The 26707-nt window shown below is 62.6% G+C and carries 21 protein-coding genes, 2 pseudogenes and 1 other annotated feature; of the genes and pseudogenes, 16 read left to right on the top strand and 7 right to left on the bottom strand.

Translation table 11 applies throughout. The features are described from left to right. Positions 1–91: 91 nt before the first annotated feature. Positions 92–1819 (bottom strand): bifunctional isocitrate dehydrogenase kinase/phosphatase, encoded by a 1728-nt coding sequence (gene aceK / locus AB5Y70_RS06305; protein ID WP_128313646.1) that lies wholly within the window; start codon positions 1817–1819, stop codon positions 92–94. A 195-nt stretch (positions 1820–2014) separates the two neighbouring features. Here aceK and AB5Y70_RS06300 point away from each other — a divergent pair, with 195 nt between their 5' ends. From AB5Y70_RS06300 to AB5Y70_RS06275, 6 genes are all read left to right on the top strand, one after another. Next, positions 2015–2722, top strand: a complete 708-nt coding sequence (locus AB5Y70_RS06300) for a tRNA/rRNA methyltransferase (protein ID WP_319882057.1) — start codon at positions 2015–2017, stop codon at positions 2720–2722. Positions 2723–2794: 72 nt separating this feature from the next. Continuing rightward, positions 2795–2925, top strand: a sequence feature (Thr leader region). 57 nt (positions 2926–2982) lie between these two features. Beyond that, the gene (gene thrA, locus AB5Y70_RS06295) at positions 2983–5442 is read left to right on the top strand and encodes a bifunctional aspartate kinase/homoserine dehydrogenase I (RefSeq protein WP_049636629.1); all 2460 of its coding nucleotides are present in this window, start codon (positions 2983–2985) and stop codon (positions 5440–5442) included. Between the two features lies 1 nt (position 5443). After that, a complete protein-coding gene (thrB, locus tag AB5Y70_RS06290) occupies positions 5444–6436 on the top strand; it encodes a homoserine kinase (RefSeq protein ID WP_029314022.1) in 993 nt (330 codons plus the stop codon). After that, positions 6433–7707: a threonine synthase gene (gene thrC / locus AB5Y70_RS06285; protein ID WP_128313648.1), complete on the top strand. Its 1275-nt coding sequence runs from the start codon at positions 6433–6435 to the stop codon at positions 7705–7707. The genes thrB and thrC overlap by 4 nt, the downstream gene beginning before the upstream one ends. A 124-nt stretch (positions 7708–7831) precedes the next feature. Then, positions 7832–8254: a DUF4440 domain-containing protein gene (locus AB5Y70_RS06280; RefSeq protein WP_128313649.1), complete on the top strand. Its 423-nt coding sequence runs from the start codon at positions 7832–7834 to the stop codon at positions 8252–8254. Between the two features lie 483 nt (positions 8255–8737). Beyond that, a complete protein-coding gene (locus AB5Y70_RS06275; protein WP_128313650.1) occupies positions 8738–9004 on the top strand; it encodes a hypothetical protein in 267 nt (88 codons plus the stop codon). 332 nt (positions 9005–9336) lie between these two features. On the opposite strand, the gene AB5Y70_RS06270 is transcribed toward AB5Y70_RS06275, so the two are convergent. Further along, the gene (locus AB5Y70_RS06270) at positions 9337–10740 is read right to left on the bottom strand and encodes a hypothetical protein (RefSeq protein WP_202007343.1); all 1404 of its coding nucleotides are present in this window, start codon (positions 10738–10740) and stop codon (positions 9337–9339) included. Between the two features lie 463 nt (positions 10741–11203). On the opposite strand from AB5Y70_RS06270, the gene AB5Y70_RS06265 reads away from it, so the two are divergent. Next, positions 11204–11584, top strand: coding sequence for a hypothetical protein (locus AB5Y70_RS06265; RefSeq protein ID WP_045523943.1), 381 nt, complete (start codon positions 11204–11206; stop codon positions 11582–11584). Between the two features lie 161 nt (positions 11585–11745). Here AB5Y70_RS06265 and AB5Y70_RS06260 read toward each other — a convergent pair whose 3' ends face one another. Next, entirely contained in the window at positions 11746–13770 is a 2025-nt protein-coding gene (locus AB5Y70_RS06260) for a BCCT family transporter (RefSeq protein ID WP_202007344.1), read from the bottom strand. A 298-nt stretch (positions 13771–14068) separates the two neighbouring features. On the opposite strand from AB5Y70_RS06260, the gene AB5Y70_RS06255 reads away from it, so the two are divergent. The 8 genes from AB5Y70_RS06255 (at position 14069) to AB5Y70_RS06220 (ending at position 20673) form a co-directional block, all read left to right on the top strand. Next, the gene (locus AB5Y70_RS06255) at positions 14069–14332 is read left to right on the top strand and encodes a DUF2282 domain-containing protein (protein ID WP_010673595.1); all 264 of its coding nucleotides are present in this window, start codon (positions 14069–14071) and stop codon (positions 14330–14332) included. 59 nt (positions 14333–14391) lie between these two features. After that, positions 14392–15234 carry a DUF692 domain-containing protein gene (locus AB5Y70_RS06250; RefSeq protein ID WP_102948730.1) on the top strand — a complete coding sequence of 281 codons (843 nt, stop codon included), beginning with the start codon at positions 14392–14394 and terminating at the stop codon, positions 15232–15234. A gap of 53 nt (positions 15235–15287) precedes the next feature. After that, positions 15288–16040, top strand: a complete 753-nt coding sequence (locus tag AB5Y70_RS06245) for a DNA-binding domain-containing protein (protein ID WP_049636637.1) — start codon at positions 15288–15290, stop codon at positions 16038–16040. After that, on the top strand, positions 16037–16492 hold the full coding sequence (locus tag AB5Y70_RS06240) for a DoxX family protein (protein WP_049636638.1): 456 nt from the start codon (positions 16037–16039) through the stop codon (positions 16490–16492). The genes AB5Y70_RS06245 and AB5Y70_RS06240 overlap by 4 nt, the downstream gene beginning before the upstream one ends. A gap of 60 nt (positions 16493–16552) precedes the next feature. Further along, complete coding sequence (locus tag AB5Y70_RS06235; protein ID WP_042864187.1) at positions 16553–17017, top strand: GNAT family N-acetyltransferase; 465 nt, start codon at positions 16553–16555, stop codon at positions 17015–17017. Between the two features lie 200 nt (positions 17018–17217). After that, positions 17218–18513 (top strand): PAS domain-containing methyl-accepting chemotaxis protein, encoded by a 1296-nt coding sequence (locus AB5Y70_RS06230; protein ID WP_128314234.1) that lies wholly within the window; start codon positions 17218–17220, stop codon positions 18511–18513. Positions 18514–18657: 144 nt separating this feature from the next. Next, positions 18658–19215, top strand: coding sequence for a DUF3332 domain-containing protein (locus AB5Y70_RS06225; RefSeq protein WP_102948725.1), 558 nt, complete (start codon positions 18658–18660; stop codon positions 19213–19215). A gap of 84 nt (positions 19216–19299) precedes the next feature. Then, positions 19300–20673 carry an HD-GYP domain-containing protein gene (locus tag AB5Y70_RS06220; RefSeq protein WP_104451706.1) on the top strand — a complete coding sequence of 458 codons (1374 nt, stop codon included), beginning with the start codon at positions 19300–19302 and terminating at the stop codon, positions 20671–20673. A gap of 69 nt (positions 20674–20742) precedes the next feature. Here the strand turns inward: AB5Y70_RS06220 and AB5Y70_RS06215 are convergent, their stop codons facing one another. The 3 genes and pseudogenes from AB5Y70_RS06215 to mobA all read right to left on the bottom strand — a co-directional run bounded on the left by AB5Y70_RS06215 (position 20743) and on the right by mobA (position 23264). Continuing rightward, complete coding sequence (locus tag AB5Y70_RS06215; protein WP_045523960.1) at positions 20743–21822, bottom strand: FUSC family protein; 1080 nt, start codon at positions 21820–21822, stop codon at positions 20743–20745. A 345-nt stretch (positions 21823–22167) separates the two neighbouring features. Continuing rightward, positions 22168–22653, bottom strand: a pseudogene (gene mobB / locus AB5Y70_RS06210) (molybdopterin-guanine dinucleotide biosynthesis protein B); the annotation flags it as partial. Continuing rightward, positions 22650–23264: a molybdenum cofactor guanylyltransferase MobA gene (mobA, locus tag AB5Y70_RS06205; RefSeq protein ID WP_045523963.1), complete on the bottom strand. Its 615-nt coding sequence runs from the start codon at positions 23262–23264 to the stop codon at positions 22650–22652. The pseudogene mobB and the gene mobA, both read right to left, overlap by 4 nt. Positions 23265–23485: 221 nt before the next feature. On the opposite strand from mobA, the gene AB5Y70_RS06200 reads away from it, so the two are divergent. Next, positions 23486–25195, top strand: a complete 1710-nt coding sequence (locus tag AB5Y70_RS06200; protein ID WP_010673606.1) for an NAD-dependent malic enzyme — start codon at positions 23486–23488, stop codon at positions 25193–25195. 121 nt (positions 25196–25316) lie between these two features. Here AB5Y70_RS06200 and AB5Y70_RS06195 read toward each other — a convergent pair. Next, a pseudogene (locus AB5Y70_RS06195) lies at positions 25317–26528 on the bottom strand (Hint domain-containing protein). Positions 26529–26707 lie beyond the last annotated feature (179 nt).

Raw genomic sequence — 26707 nt, 5'->3', positions numbered from 1 at the left:
GTCAAAGGCTGTCGCAGGCGCCCCCTGCGCCAGCGTGCAGAAGAATGTGAAAAGGGACGCCATGGCGTCCCTTTTTGTGCCTGATGTCGGGTCATCCCCCTCGCTGGAAGCGAAACCGCTTCTTGCGCCGGTAGGGATAGACATCCTCGAACATCCCCTCCTTGATGTTGCTCTGCAGTATCTTCCAGTAGTTGGCATCGAAGAGCTCCTTGTGCAACTGCATCATGATCTCCCGCACCTGGGGTTTTTGCAGCAGGAAGGTGGCGAACTCCTCCGGGAAGATGTCGTTGGGTGCCACCGAATACCAGGGTTCGGCGCTCCACTCGTCCTCCGGGTAGCGCGGCGGCGGGATCTGGCGGAAGTTGCACTCCGTCATGTAGCAGATCTCGTCGTAGTCGTAGAACACCACCCGGCCGTGGCGAGTCACCCCGAAGTTCTTGAACAGCATGTCGCCGGGGAAGATGTTGGCCGCCGCGAGCTGGCGGATGGCGTTGCCGTACTCCTCCAGGGCGAGGCGGGTCTGCTGTTCGTCCGCCTGATCCAGATAGAGGTTCAGGGGGATCATCTTGCGCTCGGTGTAGAGGTGTTTGATCACCAGCTTGTCGGCGGTGAGGGTAAGCGCAGAGGGCGCCACCGCCTTGAGCTCGGCCAACAGCTCCGGCGAGATGCGATCGAGGGGAAACTCGAAGTTGGTGAACTCCTGGGTATCTGCCATGCGGCCCACTCTATCGTGCTGTTTTACCAGCCGGTATTTCTCCTTCACCTGCTCGTGGCTCACCTCCTTGGGCGGGGTGAACTCGTCTTTTATCACCTTGAACACCACATCGTAGGAGGGGAGGGTGAACACGCTCATCACCATCCCCTTGATGCCGGGCGCGATGACGAACTGCTCCCGGCTCTGGGCCAGGTGCTGCTGGTAGTGACGATAGAGCTCGGTCTTGCCGTGCTTCTGGCAGCCGATGGCGTTGTAGATTTCATAGTCCGGCTTGCGGGGCATGATCTGGCGAAGGAAGGCCACAAAGAGCGCCGGTACCGGGGCATAAACCATGAAGTAGGCGCGGGCGAAGCCGAACACGATGGAGGCCAGCTCCGGCTCGAAGATGACGGTGTCCACATAGATGCTCTGACCGGTGCTGAGCAGGGGCAGGATGAAGGGATAGACTTCTCCCTTCACCCGGATGAGCCCCACCAGATAGGCTCCCTTGTTGCGATAGAACACCTCCCTGAGCAGCTCGATGGCGAAGGGCTCCTCGTGCAGGATGGCCGGGCCGCTCTCTGCCAGATGGCGGTGGATGTCCATGATGTCCCGCTGCTTGTCTTCAAAAGGGAGGGTGAAGCTGTAATCCCCGAGCAGCTGGCTCAGGGTCTGGGGCAGGTGGGAGAGATCGGTGCGATAGATACGCAGCAAGGATCCCAGGTCAGGCTTGTCGCCCCGGCTCACGAAGGGGTGGATATAAAGGTTCTCGTCGCGGATGTTGCGATGGCGGAAGATGCGGCGATAGACGGAATTGAAGAAGGACTCCGCCACCTCGAAGTTCTCGCAGCGGGGCAGGAGATCGCTGAAGGCGCCTTTCACCTGCTTGAGCAGGGCCTGGGTCGGCAGCTGCTCCCCCATCATCTGTTTGATCTGCGCCGTGGTGGCGCCGACATGGTGATCATAGAGGCGGATGCGCTCTCGACCGGCGAGCTGCACCCCCAGCCAGTCGCTGTTCTCGAAACGGCTCTTGCTGCCCTGGGTTATCTCGAGAAAGCGGCTGTAAAACGACTCAAAACGTTGCAGGATCGTCTCGGCGACCGCCTGCTCCAATGGCTGCTGCATCTCTCTCTTCCTTGTGAACTGTCGGGCCCATGGCGTCAGTGCCCTGAGGCGGCGGACTCGCGTCCAAGGCCACTATGGCAACATCCAAACATCTGTTCAAGTGGCAATATTTCGGGATAAACGGTAGATTGCGCCCCTGTTTTGCCGACGGTTCGCCGCAGTTCGCGGCGTCGGCCTCATCCTGGAGAGAACCCGATGAAACTCTATTTTGTGCTGGTGTCGCCAGCCCGTGCCGCCAACGTGGGGGCTGCTGCTCGCGCCATGAAAACCATGGGCTTCGACGCCATGCGACTGGTGGGGAGCCGGGTGCACGAAGAGGAGGAGGCGAACTGGGTTGCCCACGGGGCGCAGGAGATCCTGACGGATGCGCAAGCCTTCGACACCCTGGAAGAGGCCCTGGCGGACATGGATTTGGTGGTCGCCACCACCGCCCGGCAGCGCGGCCGCTACCAGCACTACCTCACCCCGGCGGACATTCGCGACCAGATCCGGGCCAAGCCCTCCCTCGAGAAGGTGGCCATCGTGTTTGGCTGCGAGGAGTCGGGACTCTCCAACGAACAGCTCGCCCAGGTGGATCTCATCAGCTACCTGCCTCTCAAGGTCTCATACCCGTCCCTGAACCTGGGTCAGGCGATCATGCTGTATGCCTATGAGCTGAGTCCGCTGCTCGATGACCAGAAAGTGAGCGACGAGAAGGACGTAGCAGAAAATTTCGAGAGTGCCGGGCAGGTTCGCGTGCTGAAATCAAAAACAGCAGAATTGCTTGGTGAACTCGGAGTTTCGCAGGATGAAAAACTGCATCAATGGGTGATGGACCGGGTGCCCATGCTGCCGCAGCGGGATCTCAATATGCTCCATCTGCTCTGCAAAGACCTTGCCCGCAAGTTTGGCAAGGAGGTTTAGGTTGACAGCCCCTCGCCGGGCGCGGTATTGCTAACAACCAGATTCGTTCAAGAGTGTTCGTCATGCAGCTATTCACCAACATCATCACCACCACCATTATTACCGGTACCACCACAGGTGGCACTGGGGCCGGTTGATGCGCTGACGAACAAGCACAGAAATCAGAAAAAGGCCCGTACCCACCCAGTACGGGCCTTTTTTGTTGGATTGTTTTTAGACCAATTAGCAGATCAATTTGCAGGGAATACAGGGAGATAGCGATGAGAGTGTTGAAATTTGGCGGGTCGTCACTGGCCGACGCAGAGCGTTTCTTGCGGGTTGCCGATATCGCGGTGAATACCCATGGCCAATCCCAGGTGGCCCTGGTGCTGTCGGCACCGGCCAAGGTGACCAATCACCTGGTCGCCCTGGTGGAGCAGACCAGTCGCGGCATGGATGCAAGCAGTACCCTGTTCGAGATCAACGGTATCTTCTCCCGTCTGCTGGCCGGCTTGAAGGCCGCCTATCCCGCGCTGGATGACAAGGCGCTGCAGACTCGTCTCACCGCCGAGCTGGATCAGGTCGAGCGGCTGATGCAGGGCATTCGTCTGCTGGGGCTGTGCCCGGACAACGTCCAGGCCCGCATCCTGAGCCGTGGCGAGAACCTCTCCATCGCCTTCATGCACGAGCTCTTGCGGGTGCGCGGCATCGAGCTGGATCTCATCGTGCCCGAGCAGTTGCTGGTCACCGATGGCGGCTACCTCGAAGCCCATGTGGACATCGAAGCCTCCCGGGTGCGCTTCGCTGCCAAGGGCCTGCGCTCTGATTGTCTCTACCTGATGCCGGGCTTCACCGGTGGCAGCGACAAGGGCGAGACCGTGCTGCTGGGCCGCAACGGCTCCGACTATTCCGCCGCCGTCTTGGCCGCCTGCGTCGATGCCGAGTGCTGCGAGATCTGGACCGACGTGGAGGGCTGCTACAACTGCGACCCGCGCCTGGTACCGGATGCCTACCTGCTCAAAACCCTCTCCTATAAAGAGGCGATGGAGCTCTCCTACTTCGGTGCCAAGGTGTTGCACCCGAAGACCATCGCCCCCGTGGCCCAGTTCCACATCCCCTGCCTCATCAAGAACAGCTTCAACCCCCAGGGTCCGGGTACCCTCATCGGGGTCGATCAGGGGGATGACGATCTGAAGGTGAAGGCCATCTCGGATCTCTCCGGCATGTGCATGTTCAACGTCTCCGGTCCCGGCATGAAGGGCATGGTGGGCATGGCCGGCCGCATCTTCTCCGCCGTCTCCCGCGCCGGGGTCAGCATCGTGCTGATCACCCAGTCGTCCTCCGAGTACAGCGTCAGCTTCTGTATCCACAGCTACGACAGCGACAAGACCCGCAAGGTGCTGGAGCGCGAGTTCGAGCTGGAGTTCAAGAACCAGTTGCTGGACCCGCTCGAGATCATGACCGATCTGGCTATCATCTCCCTCATCGGCGACGGCATGCGTACCTCCAAGGGGATGGCGGCGCGCTTCTTCACCTCCCTGGCCCAGGCCTCCATCAACATCGTCGCCATCGCGCAAGGGTCGAGCGAGCGTTCCATCTCCGCGGTCGTGCGCTCCGGCAAGGTGGCGGAAGCCATCAAGGCGTGCCATCAGAACTTCTTTGGCAGCCAGCAGTTCATCGATCTCTTCGTGGTCGGGGTGGGCGGCGTCGGTGCGGCCCTGGTGGATCAGATTGCCCGCCAGCAGCCGGTACTGGCCGAGCAGGGCACCGGCCTGCGAGTAGTAGGTATCGCCAACAGCCGTCAGATGGCGGTCAACAAGGATGGTCTGGCCCTCGCCAACTGGCGTGAACAGCTGGTGGAAGCACAAGGCAGTTTCAGCCTGGAGGCGGTGAAGAAGCTGGTGGAAGAGAGCCACCTCATCAACCCGGTGATCGTCGATTGCACCTCGAGCGAAGCCGTGGCCGTCCAGTACGCCGACTTCCTCGGGGCCGGTTTCCACGTGGTCACCCCGAACAAGAAGGCCAACACCGGGTCGCTGGATTACTACAAGGCGCTGCGTCGCACCGCCCGCCAGACCCGCCGCAAGTTCCTGTACGAGACCAACGTGGGCGCTGGCCTGCCGGTCATCGAGAACCTGCAAAACCTCATCAAGGCCGGCGACAAGCTGCGCGCCTTCGACGGCATCCTGTCCGGGTCGCTCTCCTTCATCTTCGGCAAGCTGGACGAGGGGATGGCCTTCTCCGAGGCTACCCAGATCGCCCGCGGCAACGGCTTCACCGAGCCGGATCCCCGCGATGACCTGAACGGCATGGACGTGGCTCGCAAGCTCCTGATCCTGGCCCGCGAGGCCGGCATGGCGCTGGAGCTCTCCGATGTGGAGGTGGAGCAGGCACTGCCGCCGGGCTTTGACGTGAGCGGCGACGTGGAAGCCTTCATGGCCCGCCTGCCCGAGGCCGACGGCTGGTTCCGCGACCAGTTCGCGGCGGCCCAGCGTGAAGGCAAGGTGCTGCGTTACGTCGGCTCCATCGAGGGTGGCAAGTGCAAGGTGGCCATCAAGGCGGTGGGTGGCGACGAGCCCCTGTTCAAGGTAAAAGACGGGGAGAACGCGCTCGCCTTCTTCTCCACCTATTACCAGCCCATCCCCCTGGTGCTGCGCGGCTATGGCGCAGGGACCGAAGTGACTGCGGCGGGCGTCTTTGCCGACGTGCTGCGCACCCAGAACTGGAAGCAGGAGCTGTAACATGAGTTCAGAGATGAACCCGAATGTAGAAATCGGCGGCAGCGTGGTGGCCTATGCCCCGGCCTCCAGCGCCAACCTGAGCGTGGGCTTTGACGTCCTGGGGGCGGCGCTCGCCCCCGTGGATGGCTCCCTGCTGGGTGACCGCGTCCAGGTCAAATCGGCAGAGGTGCCTTTCGCTCTCTCTTCCGTGGGCCGTTACGCCCACAAGTTGCCGGACGACCCGAAAAAGAACATCCTCCACGACTGCTGGGTCGCCTATGGCGAGGCGCTGGAGAAGCGCGGCCTTGGTCTCAAGCCGCTGGAAATGGTGCTGGAGAAGAACCTGCCGGTGGGCTCGGGCCTGGGATCGAGCGCCTGCAGCGTGGTGGCGGCGCTGGAAGGGCTCAACGCCTTCCACGGCGCGCCCCTGAATGAACACGACCTGCTGCTGTTGATGGGGGAGATGGAGGGCAAGATCTCCGGCTCCGTCCATTACGACAACGTGGCGCCCTGTTATCTGGGCGGCATGCAGCTGGTGCTGGAGGAGGGGGGCGTCATCAGCCAGGGCATCCCGGTGTTTGACGAGTGGTACTGGGTGGTCTGCTACCCGGGCACCGTGGTCTCCACCGCCGCCGCCCGCGCCATCCTGCCGGCCCAGTATCGCCGCCAGGACTGCCTCACCTATGGCCGCCGGCTGGCCGCCTTCGTGCATGCCAGCTACAGCCGCCAGGAAGGGCTGGCCGCCAGCGTCCTGAAAGACGTAATCGCCGAGCCTTATCGCGCGGCCCTGATTGAAGGTTTCAACGAGGTGAGGGCCCAGGGGGCCCAGAACGGGGCGCTGGCCACCGGCATCTCGGGGTCCGGTCCCACCGTGTTCGTGGTGATGAAGGATCTGGCCCAGGCCGAACGGATGAAAGAGTGGATGGAAGCGCACTTCGTGCGCAATGAAGATGGATTTGCTCGGGTCTGCAAACTGGACATGGCCGGGGCACGGGTAACAGGAAGCGAGCTATGAATCTTTACAACATCAAGGACAAGAGTGAACAGGTGAGCTTCGCGCAGGCGGTGCGTCAGGGTCTGGGCCGCGAGCAGGGGCTGTTCTTCCCAGAGACCCTGGAGCCGCTGGCCGACGTGGATGCCCTGCTGGATCTGCCGCTGGCCGAGCGCTCGGCCCGCATCCTGAGCCACCTGCTGGGTGACGAAGTACCGGCTGCCAAGGTGAGCGAGCTTATCGACGCCGCTTTCACCTTCCCGGCGCCCCTGGTGAAGCTCAAAGATGGCACCTATGCCCTGGAGCTGTTCCACGGCCCGACCCTGGCGTTCAAGGATTTCGGCGGCCGCTTCATGGCCCAGTGTCTGGCTGCGTTCAGAACCAATGACAAGATCACCATCCTCACCGCCACCTCGGGCGACACCGGCGCCGCCGTGGCCCACGCCTTCTACGGCCTGGAGGGGATTGAAGTGGTGATCCTCTACCCCAAGGGCAAGATAAGCCCCTTGCAGGAGGCGCTTTTCTGCACCCTCGGCGGCAACATCCGCACCCTCGCCATCGACGGTGACTTCGATGCCTGCCAGGCGCTGGTCAAAGATGCCTTCGACGATGAAGGGCTCAAGACCGCCATCGGCCTCAACTCCGCCAACTCCATCAACATCAGCCGCCTGCTGGCCCAGGTTTGCTACTACTTCGAAGCCGTGGCCCAGTTGCCGAAAGCCGATCGCGCCAAGGCGGTCATCAGCGTGCCGTCCGGCAACTTTGGCAACCTCACCGCAGGCTTGATTGCCAAGGCGCTGGGGCTGCCGGTGAAGCGCTTTATCGCCGCCACCAACGCCAACGATACCGTGCCGCGTTATCTCAAAACCGGTCTGTGGGAGCCGCACCAGACAGTGGCAACCCTGTCGAACGCCATGGATGTCAGCCGCCCCAACAACTGGCCACGGGTGGAAGAGCTGTGCCGTCGCAAGGGCTGGGCGCTGGAAACCTTGGGCTCAGGGATGCGTGATGATGCCCAGACCCGCGATGCGCTCAAACGCCTGCATCAGCTGGATTACCTGTGCGAGCCCCACGGGGCGATTGCCTGGGATCTGCTGAACGAGCAGCTTGGGCAAGACGAGGTCGGGGTGTTCCTCTGCACCGCCCATCCTGCCAAGTTCAAGGAGTCGGTGGACGAGATCCTGGGGCTGGATGTGCCGCTGCCGGGCCCGCTCGCCAAGCACGCCGCGCTGCCGCTCCTGTCCCACGATCTGCCCGCCGACTTTGGCCGCCTCAAGGCCTTCCTGCTCGGTTAAGCCGTCATGAGACGCTGACGATCCCCCGCTTTTTCACGAGAGCGGGGGATTTTTTTATGTCCGGTATTGATGTCCGGTATAGGGCGGGGAACCCGCCCTATACCCCTGAAACAAGGAGCACGGCATGAGCCCGCATCCCCTTCGTACCCTGATCGAGACCTGTGACGCCGCCATCTCCCGGCGCGACTTCGACGCCCTGATGACCTTCTATGCCGAGGACGCCGCCCTGGTGGTCAAACCCGGCATGGTGGTGCGTGGCATTCCCGCCATCCGCCGCGCCTTCACTGCCATCTCCGATTACTTTGACGGTCAGCTTGAGGTGACCCAGGGGGCCATGGAGGTGATCGAGGGGGCAGACAATGCCCTGGTGATCATGGAGACCCGGCTGCGATACCCGGTCGGGGAGGGGTGGATCGACGAGACCCGCCGCGCTACCTATGTGTTTCGCAAAGAGCCCGGCGGGCAGTGGCGCTGCACGGTGGACAACTCCTACGGCACCACGCTGCTGGGGGGGCAGCAGCCCGGCGATCGACCTGCAATCGACTAGCGCAGTCACACAGGCTCGACGTAGCCAGAGTGCGTGTATAGCGTGCGTAATCAAGGCGCACCATCAAGGCCGTGCAGCCAGATCGGCTAGCCAGATTGAGTAGCAAGAGCCAAGCCATGCAGGCCGGGGAACCCGAGCCGCACGCAGGGCACCGCTCTGCCTGGGAGGGGACATCACAGCTCAGCCCACGGCGCAACTCCCCGTTTTGGTTGTACCTCACAACCTGCTGGCAGAAAGTGCGCCGACAGTGATTGCTTCGACGTTTTTGCACATTTGATTTGCACTCTCGTTGTTATTCTCGCCCCTGGCAGCACAACCCTGTCTGTGGGTCATTTCCGGCCCCCCGGAGCCCGTTGACCCGGCCTGCCGTGGCTGCTAATCAGGGGACTGCTTGACACCCTTCATGGACGAGCAGGGCCGCAGATGCCTCGACGGCGCGGCCTATCGACAACAACAACACCACAGTGCAGGGAGCAGACCATCATGTGGCCGTACCGAAAAATAGTGACCCAGTCCCTCAAAACCCCCCTGATGATCGCTAGGATCACCTTTTACTTCGCCCTGATATTACTGTTGCCGCTGCCTTTTATGGTGTCTGCAGACACCGTCCTGGCAGAAATCGGGCGCACTTATTACGCCCTGTTCTCATTGCCCATCGCCATGGTGCTGATGCTGATATCGAGCCTGATGGCCATCCTCATTGCCATGGTGGAGTCGCGCAACCAGCAGCCACCCCAGGGACGGTGGTAAGAAGGTCCCTGCCTTTCAAGCCATCCAATAAAAAACCATCCCGGGCGGGATGGTTTTTGGACTTCCAAATTGGGGCTCCCACCTTTTTGCCAGCAATTCGCCCAGCACTGTGGTCAGCGACGATGCCATCAGCCACCTTGTTAATTCGATAGATCCCGTTTTACTCCCTTGGCATTTGTTTGGTGTCAGGCCTTGCCATGTCTGAACACGCGACCCCACTGGGTAAATTTCACTCATGTACAAGGTATTTATCGGGTTCCTGGAAGATCAGTGTGTGATGAGAGATATAGCCAGCCAGGTAACGGCTGGCTGAAAAAGGTGGGGGTCCTAGGTTAGAAAAATAGTTTTCTTAGATCTGAGAATGAATTTAATCCACCTCGATGATCACTTCCTGTTTTAGATAATATGAAAGGAAGTCGTGTTTCATTCCGGAATATAAGTTTATAATGTTTTCCATCTTCAGCAACATCAAAGCCAATTTTCTCAAGTGCTTTTTTTATATTTGCATTCATGGATGTATAGTTTCGCAATATTTCTTTCATGTGTGCTAGAAGAGAGTCTTTTTCATCACTACGGTTGTTAAGACTTAATATATCGGAGATAATAATCTGCCTTCTCTCATGAGAACCGCAAGAGTCTCTGTAAAGTTCTAAGGCTTCAATAATTATTCCAATCTTCTCAGCTTGATAGATTTCACTTTCGCTACTATTTATCACGATACAACCTGGAGCATCAATACTGGATTCATTTATTGTTCTTTTGCTATATTTCAGTCTATTTATTTCCGCCTCTAATAATTGTATCTCATCATCCTTTGACTTTATTTCTAGTTCAAATAGCTTGATGAAATCTTCAACTTCTTTTGAACCTGAAGCCATTAGCGCCTTAAGTTCTACTCTTGATTTTTGTTCTTGAACGAAACCCCAGCGACATTCACTCTTGGTTCTTTGTGATAATAAAGAGCTTCTTATTTTTCTTGCGATTGATATTTGCATCTCACGAGGATCGGAATAATTTCCATTGGGCAAGAACGACCATTTCCCAATTCCATCTGGCCAGTATATTGCAACCGCACCACCATAGGCATTTTCATTGTATACCTCATCCATTAATTCAAAGGAAAAAGCTCTGGTTGGTTCAACTACAACATGAGCCATGCCTGATAGCCATTGTGATAATTGAACAGGATCTACATGGGGTAAATTGTTATTATTTGCACTAACATAAACTATGGGCATACTACAATTGGCATTAGCCGTAATTAAATCGGCGGCCAAACTAATATCACCCTCACTTAAATAATGTGGGGCATCCAAAACTTTTAGCTTTCCATCAACACCCCCACCAATATCTCTCATTATTACTTTTAATATGTGGGGCCTTTTCCCTTGGTCAACTCTTTCAACTGGTAATTCAGAGTCGACACTAAGTTGAACTGAGATCCAGAAGTTATCCTGCTCTTTGAAGCTAACGACTTCTGTAACCCATCTAACGCCATTTAAATCTAGGTTTTCATGACGAAATGCACCTAAATCATAATCATTTTTTAATATGTTAAACGTTATGGATTCATTAATGGATTCAAGAGTGAAGTCATTGTCTATTTTTAATCTATTTTCCATTAGCTCAGCTAATGTCGAGTGCGGGCTCTTCGCTAACCAAACGCGCCCGGCTTCAATAACATCGTTAGTACTTTTTTCATTGCTTATAGGGAACTGTGTTTTAAATGTGAGCATACCTTATATTTCTCCATGTAATTAAACTATAACTAATATAAATACTCATCACGCATATTCTGGCATAGTCAATTATGGCGAATACCCTTTTCAAGGTTTTCCCCATGAAACCAGCCTACAGAGCTGCTTCTGGATTACAGCTTCCAATGCGCTCCATCGACCAGCGGGCGGGGCCCGAATGGTGCAGTAGGCGCCGAATGGCCAGCATATCCTCAAGCCTCATACGCAAACCAGTCAAAAGTTGACGCAACCGCAGGGAATGACTGGATTTTTGCGCCAGCTCAACAATTGAGCGAAGGCGCCGGGTGGCCGGAGGGAGGGACTGGGAGGGGATTGTCGGCAAGGAAGGGGCATTTTGTTGTCACGGGGGAGGGGGACTATAGTGCAGCGAGGCGAGGGTGCCTCGTTTGGCCCGCGTGAGTGGGGGCTAACCACAATGGATAGAACGATGGGAGTGTGACATATGAAGCGGATCCTGATGGTGTTGAGTCTGTGTGTGACGGTCATGGGCATGGGAATGGGGGTCGCCCAGAGCGCGACCTCTGGCGCGCAGCAAGAGTGCGAGGCCCAGGCGGCTGTGAAGAAGCTGGCGGGCGCCGCCAAGACCAGCTTTGTGGGCAAGTGCGTCAAGGATGCCTCCGCCAGTGCCAAGGCGAGTCAGTGTGAGAAAGCGGCCGCCGACAAGAAGCTGGCCGGGGCTGCCAAGAACAGCTTCGTGCAAAAGTGCGTGAAGACGGACGGGGCCGCCGACAAGGCGACCCAGTGCGAGAAGGCGGCGGCGGACAAGAAGCTCGCCGGGGCGGCCAAGAACAGCTTTATCCAGAAGTGCGTGAAAACCGCCTGAGCCGGTTGAGGCTCTGACACCAACGCTGGTTGAGGCAGTTGACGAGAAAGGGGCCCTGGGGCCCCTTTCTCTGTTGTGATGGGGGGTGGGGGCAGCCCTCGCCGCCAGTGTGCCCGGCCATAAGCTCCGGGCGGGGAGCTGACTTGATCCCTGCCTGGTCATCACTCTCCCTGGGTTGGCTGGGTATGTTCGGGGGCGCTGCTCAGCAGATCCTGCCCCTCGTCCTGGCTCAGCACCAGATAGCGCTCGTACTGGCGCAAGACGTCGGCACTCAGCTCGTCCCGGGTCAGGTACTGGATGTCGTAACCGGCACGGCCATCGGCAAAATAGGTGATGGGCTCGAAGATGCGGGCCTCGGGATCGTGGTTGTGGGCCGCCTCCAGGGGGTTGAAGGCGGGTGCGGGGCGGGCCTCGATGCGCACCCCGTAGCAGAAGTCCCGGCGACCCTGCTGGGGTACCAGCAGATGGCACTGATCCGGCCCATCCTCTTCGACCCGGCTGGTGATGCCCCGGGCAGCGAACTCCTGACTCAGGGCCGTCAGGGCGGGCAGGGCGACCTTGTCCACAAAGGCGCGGGCTTCCTGCTCGGTGGAGGGGCGCAGCAGGTGATCCATCCGGGTGCGCCACTGCTTGCCGTTCCAGAAGTCAGTGGCGGGGGAGAGGCGCCTGGCCGAGTGCTCCTTGTCTGCGACAAGGCCGCGGCAGAGTCCGAGGCAGAGCAGCACCATGATGAAGGCAAACGGCAGGGCGGCGATGAGGGTCATGGACTGGAGCGCCGCCAGCCCCCCTGTGCTCATCAGGGTACCCGCGGTGACCCCGAGCAGCAGAGCCCAGAACAGGCGCTGCCAGACCGGTGAGCCCTCCTTGCCCTGGGTGGCGATGTTGTCGATGACGAAGGCTCCCGAGTCGGCGGAGGTGACGAAGAAGACGCTGATGAGGATCACCGCGAGGGCCGAGGTGATGTCCGCTCCCGGCAAGAGGTCAAAGAAGTTGAACAGCAGGGTGTCGATGTTGCCGACCGAGTCGATGAGGCTTGTGCCCCCCTCATGCTGGCTGGCCCAGATGGCGGCGTTGCCGAACACCGTCATCCAGAGCAGGTTGAAGGCGGTGGGTACGAACAGGACGCCGAGGATGAATTCGCGCAGGGTGCGTCCGCGGGAGATGCGGGCGATGAAGAGGCCGACGAAGGGGGACCAGGAGATCCACCAGGCCCAGTATAGCAGGGTCCAGTTGCCGAACCAGCCCGCCTGGCGGGTCTCGCTGTAGGTGAAGGTGCGGAAGGTGAGCTGGCTTAAAGAGGAGACATAGTTGCCAATGTTCTCCGAGAGGGCTCCCAGCAGGTACTGGGTGGGGCCGGCCACCAGCACGAACAGCAGGAGCACGATGGCGAGAAAGAGGTTGAGCTCGGAGAGGCGCTTCACCCCCTTGTCGAGACCGGTGACCGCCGAGATGCCGGCGAGGGTGATAACGACCCCGATGAGGCCGAAGCGAAACAGCTCCCCTGAGGTGTCCATGCCGGTGAGGCGGGTGATCCCCGCCGAGAGTTGCATCACGCCATAGCCCAGGGTGGTAGCGATGCCGAAGATGGTGCCCACCAGGGCGAAGACGTCCACCGCGTGGCCGAGCGGCCCGTGGATCTTCTCCTTGAAGATGGGATAGAGGCCGGAGCGGATGGTCAGGGGGAGGTTGTAGCGAAAGCCGAAGTAGGCCAGCACCAGGCCGACGATGGCGTAGATGGCCCAGGCGTGAAAGCCCCAGTGGAAGAAGGTGGTGACCATGGCCTCGCGGGCGGCCACCTGGGTCAGGGGCGTCGCCTGGGGCGGGGAGACGAAGTGACTCATGGGCTCGCCCACCCCGAAATACATGAGCCCTATCCCCATGCCGGCGGCAAACAGCATGGCGAGCCAGGAGGTGAAGCTGAACTCCGGGCGGGCATCGTCCGGCCCAAGGCGAATGTTGCCAAAGTGGCTGAAGGCGATCACCAGCAGCAGGATCAGGAACATGCCGACCACCAGCACATAGAACCAGCTGAAGTGCTGGGCTATCCAGCTCTGGCCGCTGCCGAAGAAGCGGGCGGCGGCCTCCGGGGCCAGGGAGCAGATGGCCAGCAGCGCCAGGATGAAGAGCAGACCAGGGATGAAGATGGGCAGCGACAAGGTGCATCTGGAGGGACGGGGAGCGTTCATGGGACACCTTTGGGTGGAAGGACTCAAGACACTATAGGCCCCTCGGGTGCAAAGCAGACAAGGGGTGGACGGCGAGTGACGGGGTCAACGGCCATGAGCACCGTGGGGGAGGCACTCGTCGCCCTGTTTTTTTTATCGTATTTTATGCCTTTAAATCAGATGGTTACCGCTTTCTTGTTTGTTAATAGCGAGTTGATGCCGTTTTTTGGGAAATCTTTTCCCCCCTCGTCCGGTTCTATTGAACGTAGCCGGATGAGATGCGCCGGAGACATCACTCTCGACAACAAGGAATAGAGACATGAACGTGAAAAAAAGTACTGCCATCGCCTCTGCCATGACGGGTCTGCTGGCCCTGGGTGCCCAGTTCATCGCCGCGCCGGCCATGGCTGCGGATGACAAGGAGAAGTGCTACGGCGTGGTCAAGGCGGGCAAGAACGACTGCGCCACCAAGGGCGGATCCTGCGCCGGCACCGCCAAGATGGATGCCCAGGGGGATGCCTTCGTGGTGGTGCCCAAGGGGCTGTGCGAGAAGCTCGCTGGCGGGTCCCTGCAACCCAAGTAAGCCGCATGCCATGGTGTGGCGCCCGCCACATCATGGCCCTATCTATTGAGAGCCCAGCCATGAACCCCTTGATCGGTATCGGTTTACGCCCCCCGCACTACGACGAGATCCGCCACACCCTGCCCCGAGTGGGCTGGCTTGAGGTACACAGCGAAAACTACTTCGAGCGCCACAGCCAGGGCTTCGAGGTACTGGCGGAGCTTGCGAGGCACTACCCCGTGAGCCTTCACGGAGTCGGCATGTCGCTGGGCTCCGCCGATCCTCTCGATGCCGGGCACCTGCGCCAGCTGGCAGCCCTGGTGGCGGCCATCTCGCCGGTGCGGGTGTCGGAGCACCTGAGCTGGGGCAGCATCGGCGGGCGCTATTTCAACGATCTGCTGCCCATGCCCTACACCCGGGCCGCTCTTTTGCACATGAGCGACAAGATAGATCGGGTGCAGCAGACACTGGGCAGACAACTGCTCATCGAGAATCCCTCCTCCTACCTGCAACTGGCGGGGGAGATGGGGGAGGCCGAGTTTCTGGCCGAGCTGGCTGGGCGCAGCGGTTGCGGCGTCCTGCTCGATCTCAACAACCTCCATGTGAGCGCAGTCAATCACGGCCTGGAGGTGGACGACTATCTGGCGACTATCGACCTCGACACGGTCGGCGAAATTCACCTGGCCGGTTTTACCGAGAAGCACCTGCCTCAGGGGCCCCTCTATATCGACACCCACAGCACCCCCGTGGCCGAGCCCGTCTGGGCGCTCTACGAGCAGGTCTGCCAGCAGCGCGCCATCCCCACCCTGATTGAATGGGATCTGGCGATCCCCCCGCTGCCGGTGCTGCTGGGAGAGGCGCAGCGTGCCAGCGAGATCCTGAGCGCGGCGCAGCAAACATCCAGGGAGGCCGCCCATGTCTGAGCTTGTTTCCCCGCAAGGTACTTTTGTGAGCGGGCTGCTCGGGGAGGCCGCCCATGTCTGAGCTTGCTTCCCTGCAACGCGCTTTTGCGAGCGGTCTGCTCGGCCAGGATGATGCCATCCTCGGGCACATCCAGCCGGGACGCTTTGCCCCCGACGCCCTGTTGCAGATCTATCGCAACAACTTCATCCTCGGCCTCACTGAGGTGCTCGCCAGCAGCTACCCCGCGGTACGCGCCATGGTTGGCGAGACCTTCTTTGAGGCGGCGGCACGAGGGTTCGTGCTGGCGGCACCTCTGGAGGAGGGGAGCGTCATGGACTACGGGGGGGGCTTTGGCGACTGGCTGGTACGCTTGCCCACCACGGCCGCGTTGCCCTGGCTCGGGGATCTGGCCCGCTTCGAGTGGGGGCTGGAGCGGGTCTCGCTGCTTGCGCCAGAGACGCGGCGCTGGCCTGCCGAGCGGCTTGCCGCCATGACCCCTGAGCACTGGGAGCGGCTGGTGCTGCATCCTGCCTGCGATCTGCAACTCCTGGAGAGCCCCCATCCGGTGCTGGCGCTCTGGCAGATGGCCCTGCACGGCGGTGAGACGGTCAGGGAGCTGGATGCAGTCTGCTCCCTGGCACTCAAGAAACGCCCCGGACACCGGGTCGACCCCATTCCCCTGGATGCCGCCGCCTGGCGTCTGCTGCAAGGTTGCCTGCAGGGCAGGCCGTTGGCCAGCCTGCTGGCTCAGGATCCCGCCATGGCCGAACACCTGGCCCCCCTCATCACCCTCGACCTGCTGGTCGATCTGGAGCTTGCCCCATGACAACGCAAACCCTTGCCAGGCCCCTTGGCCCCCTTGTTGAACGCATCTTGCCCTGGTGCAGCGGTGGCCTGTTGCTGCTTGCCAGGCTCTGGGTCGCCACCATTTTTCTGCGATCCGGCTGGCTCAAGTTCACGGCCTGGGACAGCACCCTCTATCTGTTCGAGTTCGAATATCAGGTGCCCCTGCTGCCCTGGCAGTGGGCGGCCTATGCGGGCACGGCGACCGAGCTGTTGCTGCCCCTCTTCCTGCTGGCGGGCCTCTTCACCCGTCCGGTCGCCTTGCTGCTGTTTGGCTTCAACGCCATGGCGGTCATCTCCTACCCGGCCCTCTGGGCGGGGGGCTTTCACGATCACCAGTTGTGGGGCGGGATGCTGCTGACCCTGGCCGTGTGGGGGGCGGGCCCCCTGGGGCTCGACAGCTGGCGCCTTGCCCGTCGCTCGCCTCCGGCGTAAGGTGGCCGCACACGAGCCCTGCCTGACTGACGGGCGGGAAAGGAATGTAAAGGAGAAGAGATGAAGGTACGCGAGGCCCTGGCGGCCGATATTCCTGCCCTGACGACACTGCGCATGGCGCTCTTTTGCGAGGTGGGGGAACTTGCCCGGCCCGATGAGGATCCGGTCCTCAGGGAGGCGACGCAGGCCTACTTCATTCAGGCGCAGGAAGAGGGCAGCGCCCGTAGCTGGGTGGTGGAGGAGGAGGGCGAGGTGGTGGCGTGCGCCACCCTGGCACTCTTCGTGCGCCCGCCCTACCCGGGCAATCTGGCGGGGCGGGAAGGGTACCTGCTCAACATCTACACCCGGCCGGCCTGGCGCAGACGGGGAATGGCGAACGCCCTGCTGGTGGCCATGGTGGCGTATGCCCGCGAGCAGCAACTGGGCAAGCTGTGGCTCCATGCCAGCAGTGATGGGCGCGCTATCTACGAACGGTTCGGCTTTGCCGGCAATCCCGCCTGCCTCGAGTGCGTTCCCGCTCGTTAGCCGCCTTTTTCACCGCCGGGCTGATCCTCTTTGACCTGGGCTGCGTATTGGGAGCCCTTGGCGGCATCGCCGCTTTTCTATACACTGAGCGCCCCATTCGTTTCAGTCGTCCGACCACTTATGTCGGCGCTGGCGGTGCCGATACCCTCTGTGGGTGAGGCCGTGGTGCCCATGGGGATGGTCAACGAGGAAGAAGTGTCATGTTCAATCAGAAGCTCAAAGCGCAGTTGCAGGCATACCAGACCCGGCTCGACGAGGAGCAGGGCATCATAGAGGCGATCAAGGCGGGCGCCGCCACCGTCATCTTCAGCCCGGAGGGGATCATCCAGGAGGCGAGCACCCCTTTCCTGGCCCTGATGGGATATGGGGCCGCCGAACTGATTGGGCAGCCCCACAGCCAGCTCTGTCCGAGGGCCTGGGGGGAGTCCGGTGACTATCGCCAGTTCTGGCGGCGTCTCGCTCAGGGGGAGGTGCAGTCAGGCACCTTCGAGCGCGTGAACCGGCAGGGGGAGACGCGCTGGCTGGAGGCGACCTATTTCCCGGTGAAGCACCAGGGCCGGGTGACCCGGGTACTCAAGATTGCCAGCGACGTCACCGAACAGCACCAGCGGCTTGGGCGGCTCGAGGCGCTGACCGAGGCGTTGGACCGCTCCCGGGCCATGATCGAGTTCACCCCGAACGGCGACATTATCCATGCCAATGCCAACTTCCTGAGCGTCATGGGTTACACCCTGGGGGAGATCGCGGGCAGGCACCACAGGATCTTCTGTGACGAAACCTTCCTGCGCGAGCAGCCCCGTTTCTGGGAGGAGCTGGCCCGGGGCCAGTTCAAATCCGGCCTCTTCATGCGCCACGACAGCCGGGGGCAGGCCGTCTGGCTGGAGGCGACCTACAACCCCATCCGGGATGGCAGCGGCAAGGTGGTGCGGGTGGTGAAGTTCGCCAGCGACATCACCGCGCGCATCGAGCAGAACCACGCCACCCGGGAGGCCGCCCGCCTGGCCCACAGCACCGCCCAGGAGACCCTGCACAGCGCAGAGGAGGGGGCGGGCTTGCTGCGCGCCGTGGTGCAGACCTCTTCCCTCATCGCCTCCCAGGTGGATGAGGCCATCGCCCTCATCGGCCAACTCAACGAGCAGTCCAGAAGCATCGAGGCCATCGTCTCGACCATCAGCGCCATCGCCGATCAGACCAATCTGCTGGCCCTGAACGCCGCCATCGAGGCGGCGCGGGCGGGTGAGCAGGGGCGCGGGTTTGCGGTGGTGGCGGACGAGGTGCGCCAGCTGGCCGCCCGCACGTCGCTCTCTACCGACGAGATCGCCAGGGTGGTGCAGAAGAACCGCGAGCTGACCGCCAGGGTGACCGACGACATGGCCGGGGTGGCGGGCAGCGCCGAACTCGGCAAGCAGCAGATCGCCGGAGTGGACAAGCTGATGAGCGAGATCCACCAGGAGGCGGACAGGGTCTCCCAGACGGTGTCGGCCCTCTCCATCTGAGGGGCTGACCGCAAGATTGCCAACAGAGTGAGCGATCGGACGGCCAGGCTGAACCCTGGCTGTATGATGCCCCCCTTCGTCATTGTGCCGCCCGGCCCCCTTGTTTAGGCTGCCGCCTCCTTTTTATTGAGCAGGTAGACAACAATGGCAGTACGACAGAGAGGCAGGGCACTGGCCCTGCTGCTGGGAATGGGGGCGAGCCTGGGGCTCGGTGGTTGCATGGGTCAGATGGGCCTCTCTTCCATGGTGACCAAGGGCAACCTCAGCGTGGTGGACAACCGCTACGGCCGTGCCGGCGTCTTCGTGCTGCTCTCCCCCGTCTATGGCCTGGCGGCCACGGCGGATCTCTTCGTGTTCAACACCATCGAATTCTGGTCCGGCAAGAACCCCATCACCGGCAAGGCGCCCGCCCTGGTGGATCAGAAGAGCGATGCGATCATCAAGGTGAACCAGCACCTGGATCCCGCCCTCAACCAGGTGCCGCTGGCCCTGCTGCCTCAAGGGGTGCGCGAGGTGCAGGTGAGCTACCCGGACGAGCGCACCGCCCAGATGGAGATCCACTACATCGACGGTCAGCGCAGCCTGATGCGGGGAGAGATGCGCGGGGAGCGACTGGATCTCTATCTGGACGACAGACTGGTCTCGACCCTGAGCCGCGAGCAGCGCGATGCGGCGGCAAGTCGGGGAGCGGGGCAGGTATAATTTGTCGCGCCCCTGATCCTTTACTCCCGACAAATGCTATACATGCCTGCGGGCAAGTACGCCCCGATGTAGAGGGAGTGGGCTATGACGGTAAATGGATTGCGTTTGGCAGAGCTGATTGGTTCTCTCAGCCATGCCCTGGACATGACGGAAGGGCAGCCGAGAGGCCACTGCATCCGCTGCTGCTGGATAGGCTCTCGTCTGGGGGAGCAACTGGGACTGGATGCCCGGCAGCGCCACGACCTCTACTACACCCTGTTGCTCAAGGATCTGGGGTGCAGCAGCAATGCCGCCCGCATCTGCGAGCTCTATCTCACCGACGATCTTCACTTCAAGCGCGACTTCAAGCTGGTGGATGGCTCCCTCTCCGAGGTGGTCAACTTCGTGCTGGGCCACACCGGCTTGCAGGCGGATCTGCTGGGCCGTTTTCGCAGCCTGTTCCACATCTTTCGCAACGGGGATCAGATAGCCAACGAGCTGATCCTGACCCGCTGCCACCGGGGGGCGGACATCGCCCGCCAGTTGCGTTTCAGCGACGAGGTGGCCCAGGGGATCCTCTCCCTGGATGAGCACTGGAGCGGCAAAGGGCGGCCGCAACAACTGGCGGGGGAGGCCATCCCGCTCTTCTCCCGCATCGCCCTGCTCTGTCAGGTGGTGGACGTGTTTCACGCCGCCGCCGGGCCGGACGCGGCGATGAGGGAGCTGCGCGAGCGCAGCGGCAACTGGTTTGATCCCGCCCTGGTCAGGGCCTTCGAGGCGCTGGCCGACGACGCCTTCTGGCAAGGGCTGGCGGATCCCGCGTTGGCGGAGCGGGTCTTCGCCCACCCGGCGGGGCAGGGGGAGGTGGCGCTGGATGAGGATTATCTGGACGAGATAGCGGCGGCCTTCGGCCAGGTGGTGGACTCCAAGAGCCCCTATACCGCGGGGCACAGCGGCAGGGTGGCGCTCTATACCGACATCCTCGCCGCCCAGATGGGGCTGTCCGAGGCGCGGCGACGCTGGCTCAAGCGGGGTGCCCTGCTCCACGACGTGGGCAAGCTCGGGGTGAGCAACGCCATCCTCGACAAGCCGGGCAAGCTTGACGAGCAGGAATGGGCGGCGGTGCAGATGCATGCCGCCTACACCGAGGAGATCCTGAGCCGCATCGGCGCCTTCGAGGAGCTGGCCCTAGTGGCTGGTGCCCACCATGAGCGACTCGATGGCAAGGGCTACCCCAAGGGGCTCAAGGGGGAGGCGATCACCCTGGAGACGCGCATCATCACCACCGCAGACATCTTCGATGCCATCACCGCCAAGCGCCCCTATCGGGATGCCATCCCGGTGCCGCGGGCCCTGGAGATGATGGCGGAAAACCTGGGCACGGCCATCGACCCCGACTGCTTTGCCGCCCTGAAGGCGGGGATAGAGGACTTCTCCCTCTACCTCACTCCGGAGCAGCCCCTGGCTCGTGCAAGCTAAGGCGCGAGCCCGAGACAAACAAGCCCCGCATCGGCGGGGCTTTTTTGTGGGCGGTTGCAGGCGGCGCGATCAGGGGCGGGCCGAGGGCTTGGCATAGGGTTGCAGCACCAGCCCCAGCAGGCGATGGAGGTGGGCGAGCTGCTCGATGAGATGGAGATTGAGCCAGAGGTAGCCGCCAAGGGTGGGGTCGTGTCCCTGGCCTGGCGCCTGGCTTGCGTCCCCATCGAGCCGGGCGGCGGCCTCTTGCAGGCGGCCGATGGCCTGGTCGGCCGCCGTGGTATCACCGCTCTTGAGCATGAGGGCGAGTTCGGTGAGCACCGACTCCGTCGCCTGCTGGCAGGCGCGAAGCCCCGGGTGGCTCTGCATCAGGAAGTGGCTCTGGCGATCCCGCCAGTAGGTGTTGGCCAGCATCTCCAGGGTGCAGACGCTGTTGCGAAGGGTGGTCTGGGTCGCCTCGAACAGCGGGCTGCCAAGGCGGGTCTCCTTGACCGCCGGGGCCAGCAGGGGGCGCAGGCTGACTATTTTGGCGAGCAGGCGGGCATGGCTTCGGGTGAGCTTGGGGCGCTCCAGCACGTTGGGGGAGAGGTGGGTGTGGTAGAGCCGCCCGGCCTGCTGCAGGGTGTCGTGCATCTGCAGACGCCAGTGGGTATAGGCCCGCTGGGGGTAGATGCTGCAAAACAGCAGTGCCAGCACCGATCCCAGGATGACGTCGCCGCTGCGCCAGAGCGCGGTCTCGATGTCCCCGGGCACCCCGCCGACGATGACCCCCAGGGTGATGCCGATGAGCAGCCCCACATAGGGGCGCTTGCCGAGCGCCAGGTAGCCGCACAGGAACATGATGGCGCAGCACCAGGCCAGCATCAGGGGCAGGGAGTAGAGCTCCAGATAGAGGGCCACCACCCCGCAGGCGGCGCCAAAGACGGTGCCCACCACCCGTTGCAGGGCGCGCGACAGCACGTTGCCCCAGAACGAGATGGGGCCCATCACCACCACCAGGGTGATGAGGGGCCAGGTGCTCTCCGGCAGCTTGAGCTCCCGGGTCAGCAGGAAGGTGAGGGTGAAGGCCAGGGCGATGCGCAGGCCGTGGACCAGGCGGTAGCGGCCATAGATGAGCAGATCGAAGCGGGAGAGCGGGGCATTGAGGCGCAAGGGCGTTCTCTTATCTCGGGTCAGGGTTGTGAGGATAGCAAGGGGGACGGCATTCGCCTTGACCTGCGTCGTTTCTCCGGTTCATGGGGGCGCACCTGTCGGCAGGCGCACCATGACCCGCTCGCCGGGGGGAAGGGCCGCGCTACCCGGCGCCCGTTCGATGCGGCAGTTGGCACCGTCGTGGCCCCCATCCACCGGGCGCACCAGCAGGGTGCCCGCCTCGTCCTGACTGAGCAAGCCGGGCACAACGCCCTGCTCTGCCGATGGGGGCAGGGCCGCCAGCAGCCGGGCGCAGAGGCGAAGAGGCGGCGGGGCCTGACGGGGGGCGTGCGGGGGCAACCGGGCGCAGATGAAGTCGGCGATGGCCTCCAGATCCTCGAAGGGGAATCGGGGCAGGGTCGTGGCCTGGGGAGCGTCGCTCACGAGGGCGACGATGTCAGGATCATCGGGGAAGAGCAGGGGCCGGCCGATGGCGGCGCGATACAGCTCCACCTTGGGAAAGCGCCTGTGCTTGAACCCCTCGACCAACAGCAGATCCAGGGCGCTCGTATCGAAGCGGGCCAGCAGCGCCTCGAAGGGGGGCTCCCCCTCCGGGGTCTCCCGGATCAGGGCGTGGCGCCGGTCGGAGGCCGCCATCACCTGGGTGGCGCCCGCCTGGCGCAGGCGGTGGCTGTCCTTGCCGGGCTGGTCCATGTCAAAGGCGTGGTGGGTGTGCTTGAGCACCCCGAGGCGCAGACCGCGCGCCACCAGGCGCGGGATGAGGCGCTCCAGCAGGGTGGTCTTGCCGGTGCCGCTCCAGGCGACGAAGCCGAGCAGGGGCAGGGGGCTCATGGCGCGCCCCCTTCCCGCAGCCTCGCCTCCCAGGCGGCGAGTTCGGCCGGGCTGTTGAGGTTGACGAAGGCGTCGGGCAGATCGGCAAAGGGCACCACCGCCATCCGGTGGCGGGCAAACCAGGCCCCGGTCTTGCGCTCCCCGTCCGCCAGCGCCTGGCTCAGGGAGGGGCGCAGGGCGCGGCGCAGCAGGGCGACCACGGGCTGGAGGTGCTCCCCGTCGTGGGCCACCACCAGATCGGTGTCCGGGGTGATGGCGGCGCGAAAGCGGGTCATCAGATCAAGGGGCAGGGCGGGGCCGTCACAGGGGACGAACAGCACCCAGTCGTGACGGGCCGCCGTCAGCCCCGCCAGCATGCCGGCCAGCGGCCCTTGGAAGTCGGCCTGCGCGTCCCCGATGACGGGGGCAAGCTGCCGGTAGCGAGCCTGGCTGCGGTTGGCGTTGATCAGCACCTCGTCCACCTGGGGGCGCAGGCGGGTCAGCACGTGTTCGATCAGGGGAGTGCCCGCGAGGGGCACCCAGCCCTTGTCATCGCCCCCCATGCGGGTGGCGCGACCGCCCGCGAGGATGACGCCGCTGACGAGAAAAGCGGGGGAAGAGGAAGGGGTCATGGTGCTCCGTTGCTCGCAAAGGGATGCCCACAGGGGCGTGTCGGGATCTTGCGCCAATGCGGGCGCGGGAGCAACCTTCGGCTGCCCCGGCAAAGGCGCCTTTGGCCGCAGGGTTTGTCCAAGCTCACAAAACCGGATCGGCAAACGTCATATGATCCCCAGCATTCTGAGTCTTGCTCTCCTGCCTGATGGCAACTTCATGTAAATCAAAGAGAATGACTATGGCTACCGGACAATATCTGCTGTGGAAAGATGCACAGGGTCACGATTTTCGCCCCGTTGCACTGACGGGCACCAATCTGCTCAACGATCGCAACCTCAACAAGGGTACCGCCTTCACCGAACAGGAACGGGCCGATTTTGAGCTGGGCGGCCTCTTGCCGCCTCAGGTGCAGACCTTCGAAGCCCAGCTGGAGCGGGTCTATGAGGCCTTCCTGAGCGCCTGTAGCGACATCGAGAAGTACCAGAACCTGCGAGCCCTGCAGGATCGCAACGAAACCCTGTTCTACGCCCTCCTGTCCCGCCACGTGGAGGAGATGACTCCCTACATCTACACCCCGACCGTGGGCAAGGCGTGCCAGGAGTTCAGCCACCGCTTCCAGAAGCCGCGCGGCCTCTACATCACTCCGAAGAACGTCGATGACATGGGCTCCCTCGCCCGCCACATGGATGCCAAGGCGGTGCGCATCATCGTCGTGACCGACAGCCAGGGGATCCTCGGCATCGGCGATCAGGGGGTGGGGGGCATGGGCATTCCCATCGGCAAGCTCGCCCTCTATACCCTGGGGGCGGGCATCCACCCCGCCTGCTGCCTGCCCATCGCGCTGGACGTGGGCACCGACAACCAGGCGCTGCTGGATGACCCCATGTACCTGGGTCAGCCCCACAGGCGCATTCGCGGCAAGGAGTACGACGACTTCATCGACAAGTTCGTGGCCGGGGTCAAGCGCCACTTCCCCAACGCCGTGTTGCAGTGGGAGGACTTCAGCAAGTCCAACGCCTTCAACAACCTGGCCCGCTACCAGCAGGCGCTGCCGTCGTTCAACGACGACATCCAGGGCACCGGGGCCGTGGTGCTGGCGGGCATCATAGGGGCCGTCAAATCCAAGGGGGAAACCCTGGGCCAGCAGCATTACCTGGTCTACGGGGCCGGGGCTGGCGGGGTCGGGGTGGCGGATCAGATCTGCGCGGGGATGATCCGCGAGGGGCTTGACCCGCAGGCGGCGCGGGATCGCATCTACATCCTGGATACCCAGGGGCTGGTGTGTGACAACCGCGAGGGGCTGGATGAGTACAAGCGTCGCTACGCCAAGCCGGGCCTCTTGCTGGCCCAGTGGGATCTGCAGGGCAAGGCGGGGCTGACCGAGGTGCTGCGCCACGTGCCCATCACAGTGCTGCTCGGCACCAGCGGCGCCGGTGGCGCCTTCCAGGAGGAGCACATCCAGCTGATGCTGACCCACTGCGAGCGCCCCATGGTGTTCCCCCTCTCCAACCCCACCGCCAACTGCGAGGCCCTGCCGGAAGACATCTTCCGCTGGAGCCAGGGGCGCGCCATCGTCGCCACCGGCAGCCCGTTCAAGGACGTGCACCATGAGGGGCAGGATTATCGCATCGGTCAGGGCAACAACGTCTTCATCTTCCCCGGGGTGGGGCTGGCGGCCATCGTCAGCCAGATCCGCGAGATAAGCCCGGACATCTTCACCACCGCCGCCTTTGCGCTCGCGGAGTGCGTGAGCGAGGCGGATCTCGCCCGGGGCACCGTCTACCCGAGGATCAGCGAGCTGCGCAACATCTCGGTGCACGTGGCGACCGCAGTGCTCAAGGATATCGTGCGCCGCGACCCCTCCCACCCGCTCATCGGTCAGGATCTGCAAGAGCATATCCTGAGCCATATGTGGGAGCCGGTCTACCTGCCCTATCGCCGGGTCTGAGGCACGCGCCCGGCCTGACGAGATGGCCGGGCCGGACGACGCCGCATAAACAAGAGAGGGTGGCCCAGGCCACCCTCTCATTTTTCCGCCCTGCTGTGTTTGCGGGGCAGGACGTTGCCACCTATTGGGCGGGCGGGGGCACCAGGCGATCATCGACGCTGCCGTCCCCTCGAAGCTTGTTGCCGTTGGCATCGACGGCGTCCACGCCGTTGTCATCGACGCTGCCGTCGCCCCTGAGCTTGTTGCCATTGGCGTCGACGGCGTCCACGCCGTTGTCATCCACGCTGCCATCGCCTCAAAGCTTGTTGCCATTGGCGTCGACGGCGTCCACACCGTTGTCATCCACCCGGCCATCGCCTCGAAGCTTGTTGCCATTGGCATCGACGGCGTCCACACCGTTGTCGTCCACCCAGCCACCGGCATGACGCTCCCCGCCTGCATGCTTGTCGCCACCGCCGTGGCGATCGCCGCCAGCGTGCTGGTCGCCACCGGCATGTTCGCCCTGACCACGGTCATCGCCGCCGTGGCCGCTGTCGTCCCCGCCATTGTTTCCGTTATGGCTACTATCGCCTCCATTTCCGCTATTGTTTCCACTGTGGCTACTATTGCCCCCACCACTGCTGTTGCTGCCTCCGCCGCCGCTGTTGCTGCCTCCGCCGCTGCTGTTGCTGCCTCCGCCGCCGCTGTTGCCGCCTCCGCTACCACTGTTGCCGCCGCCATCCCCCCCTTTGTTGTGCACGATCAGCCCATTGGCCACATAGCTGTGGCTGCCATCGAGGATCAGGTTGAACAGCGCCGTGGCGGGCGGGGCATCAACCCAGGAGAGGGAGGCCACCGGCAGTTCGACAGGGTGCGGCGCCAGCGCCAGGTTGCCCGCGCTGCCCCCCTCTGACCAACCCAGCAGGTGCATGCCGGTAAAGAGCGGCAGCACGGCGAGGGCCGGGTTTTCGGTGCGGGTCATGGCCGGTGCGATGGCCGCCCAGCCCCGGGTGGTGAGGAAGGGGTGCTCGGCGGTAAAGAAGGGGGGCAGATGATTGAGCCCGTAGAGCCTGCGCGCCCCCAGCGCCACCCGCTCGATGGCCTGGATGCGGTTGCTCTGCCCGTGCCTGTCCCGCACCCGATCGCCGACCCGCAGGGTCTCGATGGGGCGTTCGCAGCCATCGGCCATCAGGATGCGGGTACCGGCAATGAAGCAGGACTTGGCATGGGCCTGGTTTGCCTGCCACTGGTGGTGGTCGAAGTCATAGCTTAGCGGGGTGGCGAACAGGGCCAGGGCGATGGCCGAGCCCAGCAGCAGCCGGCGCTGGCTGGGTTTGAACGAGGGCAGTGACATGGGGAACTCCTTGTCGGTGTGGGGTCACGCCTTCGAGTATAGAGAGGGGATTGGGGCGATATCTGCGTCGACCAGTTGAAAGCCTTGTCATGTCAACTCGCCGGAAAAACGATTGGCGTTGGCCATAAAAGTGCGTAAAATCGCATCCTCGATGCTTGTAGCAGCGAATCCCGCCTAAA

Origin of the sequence: Aeromonas sp. s1(2024) (assembly GCF_040908005.1) — a bacterium.
Lineage (GTDB): Bacteria > Pseudomonadota > Gammaproteobacteria > Enterobacterales > Aeromonadaceae > Aeromonas > Aeromonas caviae.
This window is presented reverse-complemented; position numbering and strand designations above follow the sequence as displayed.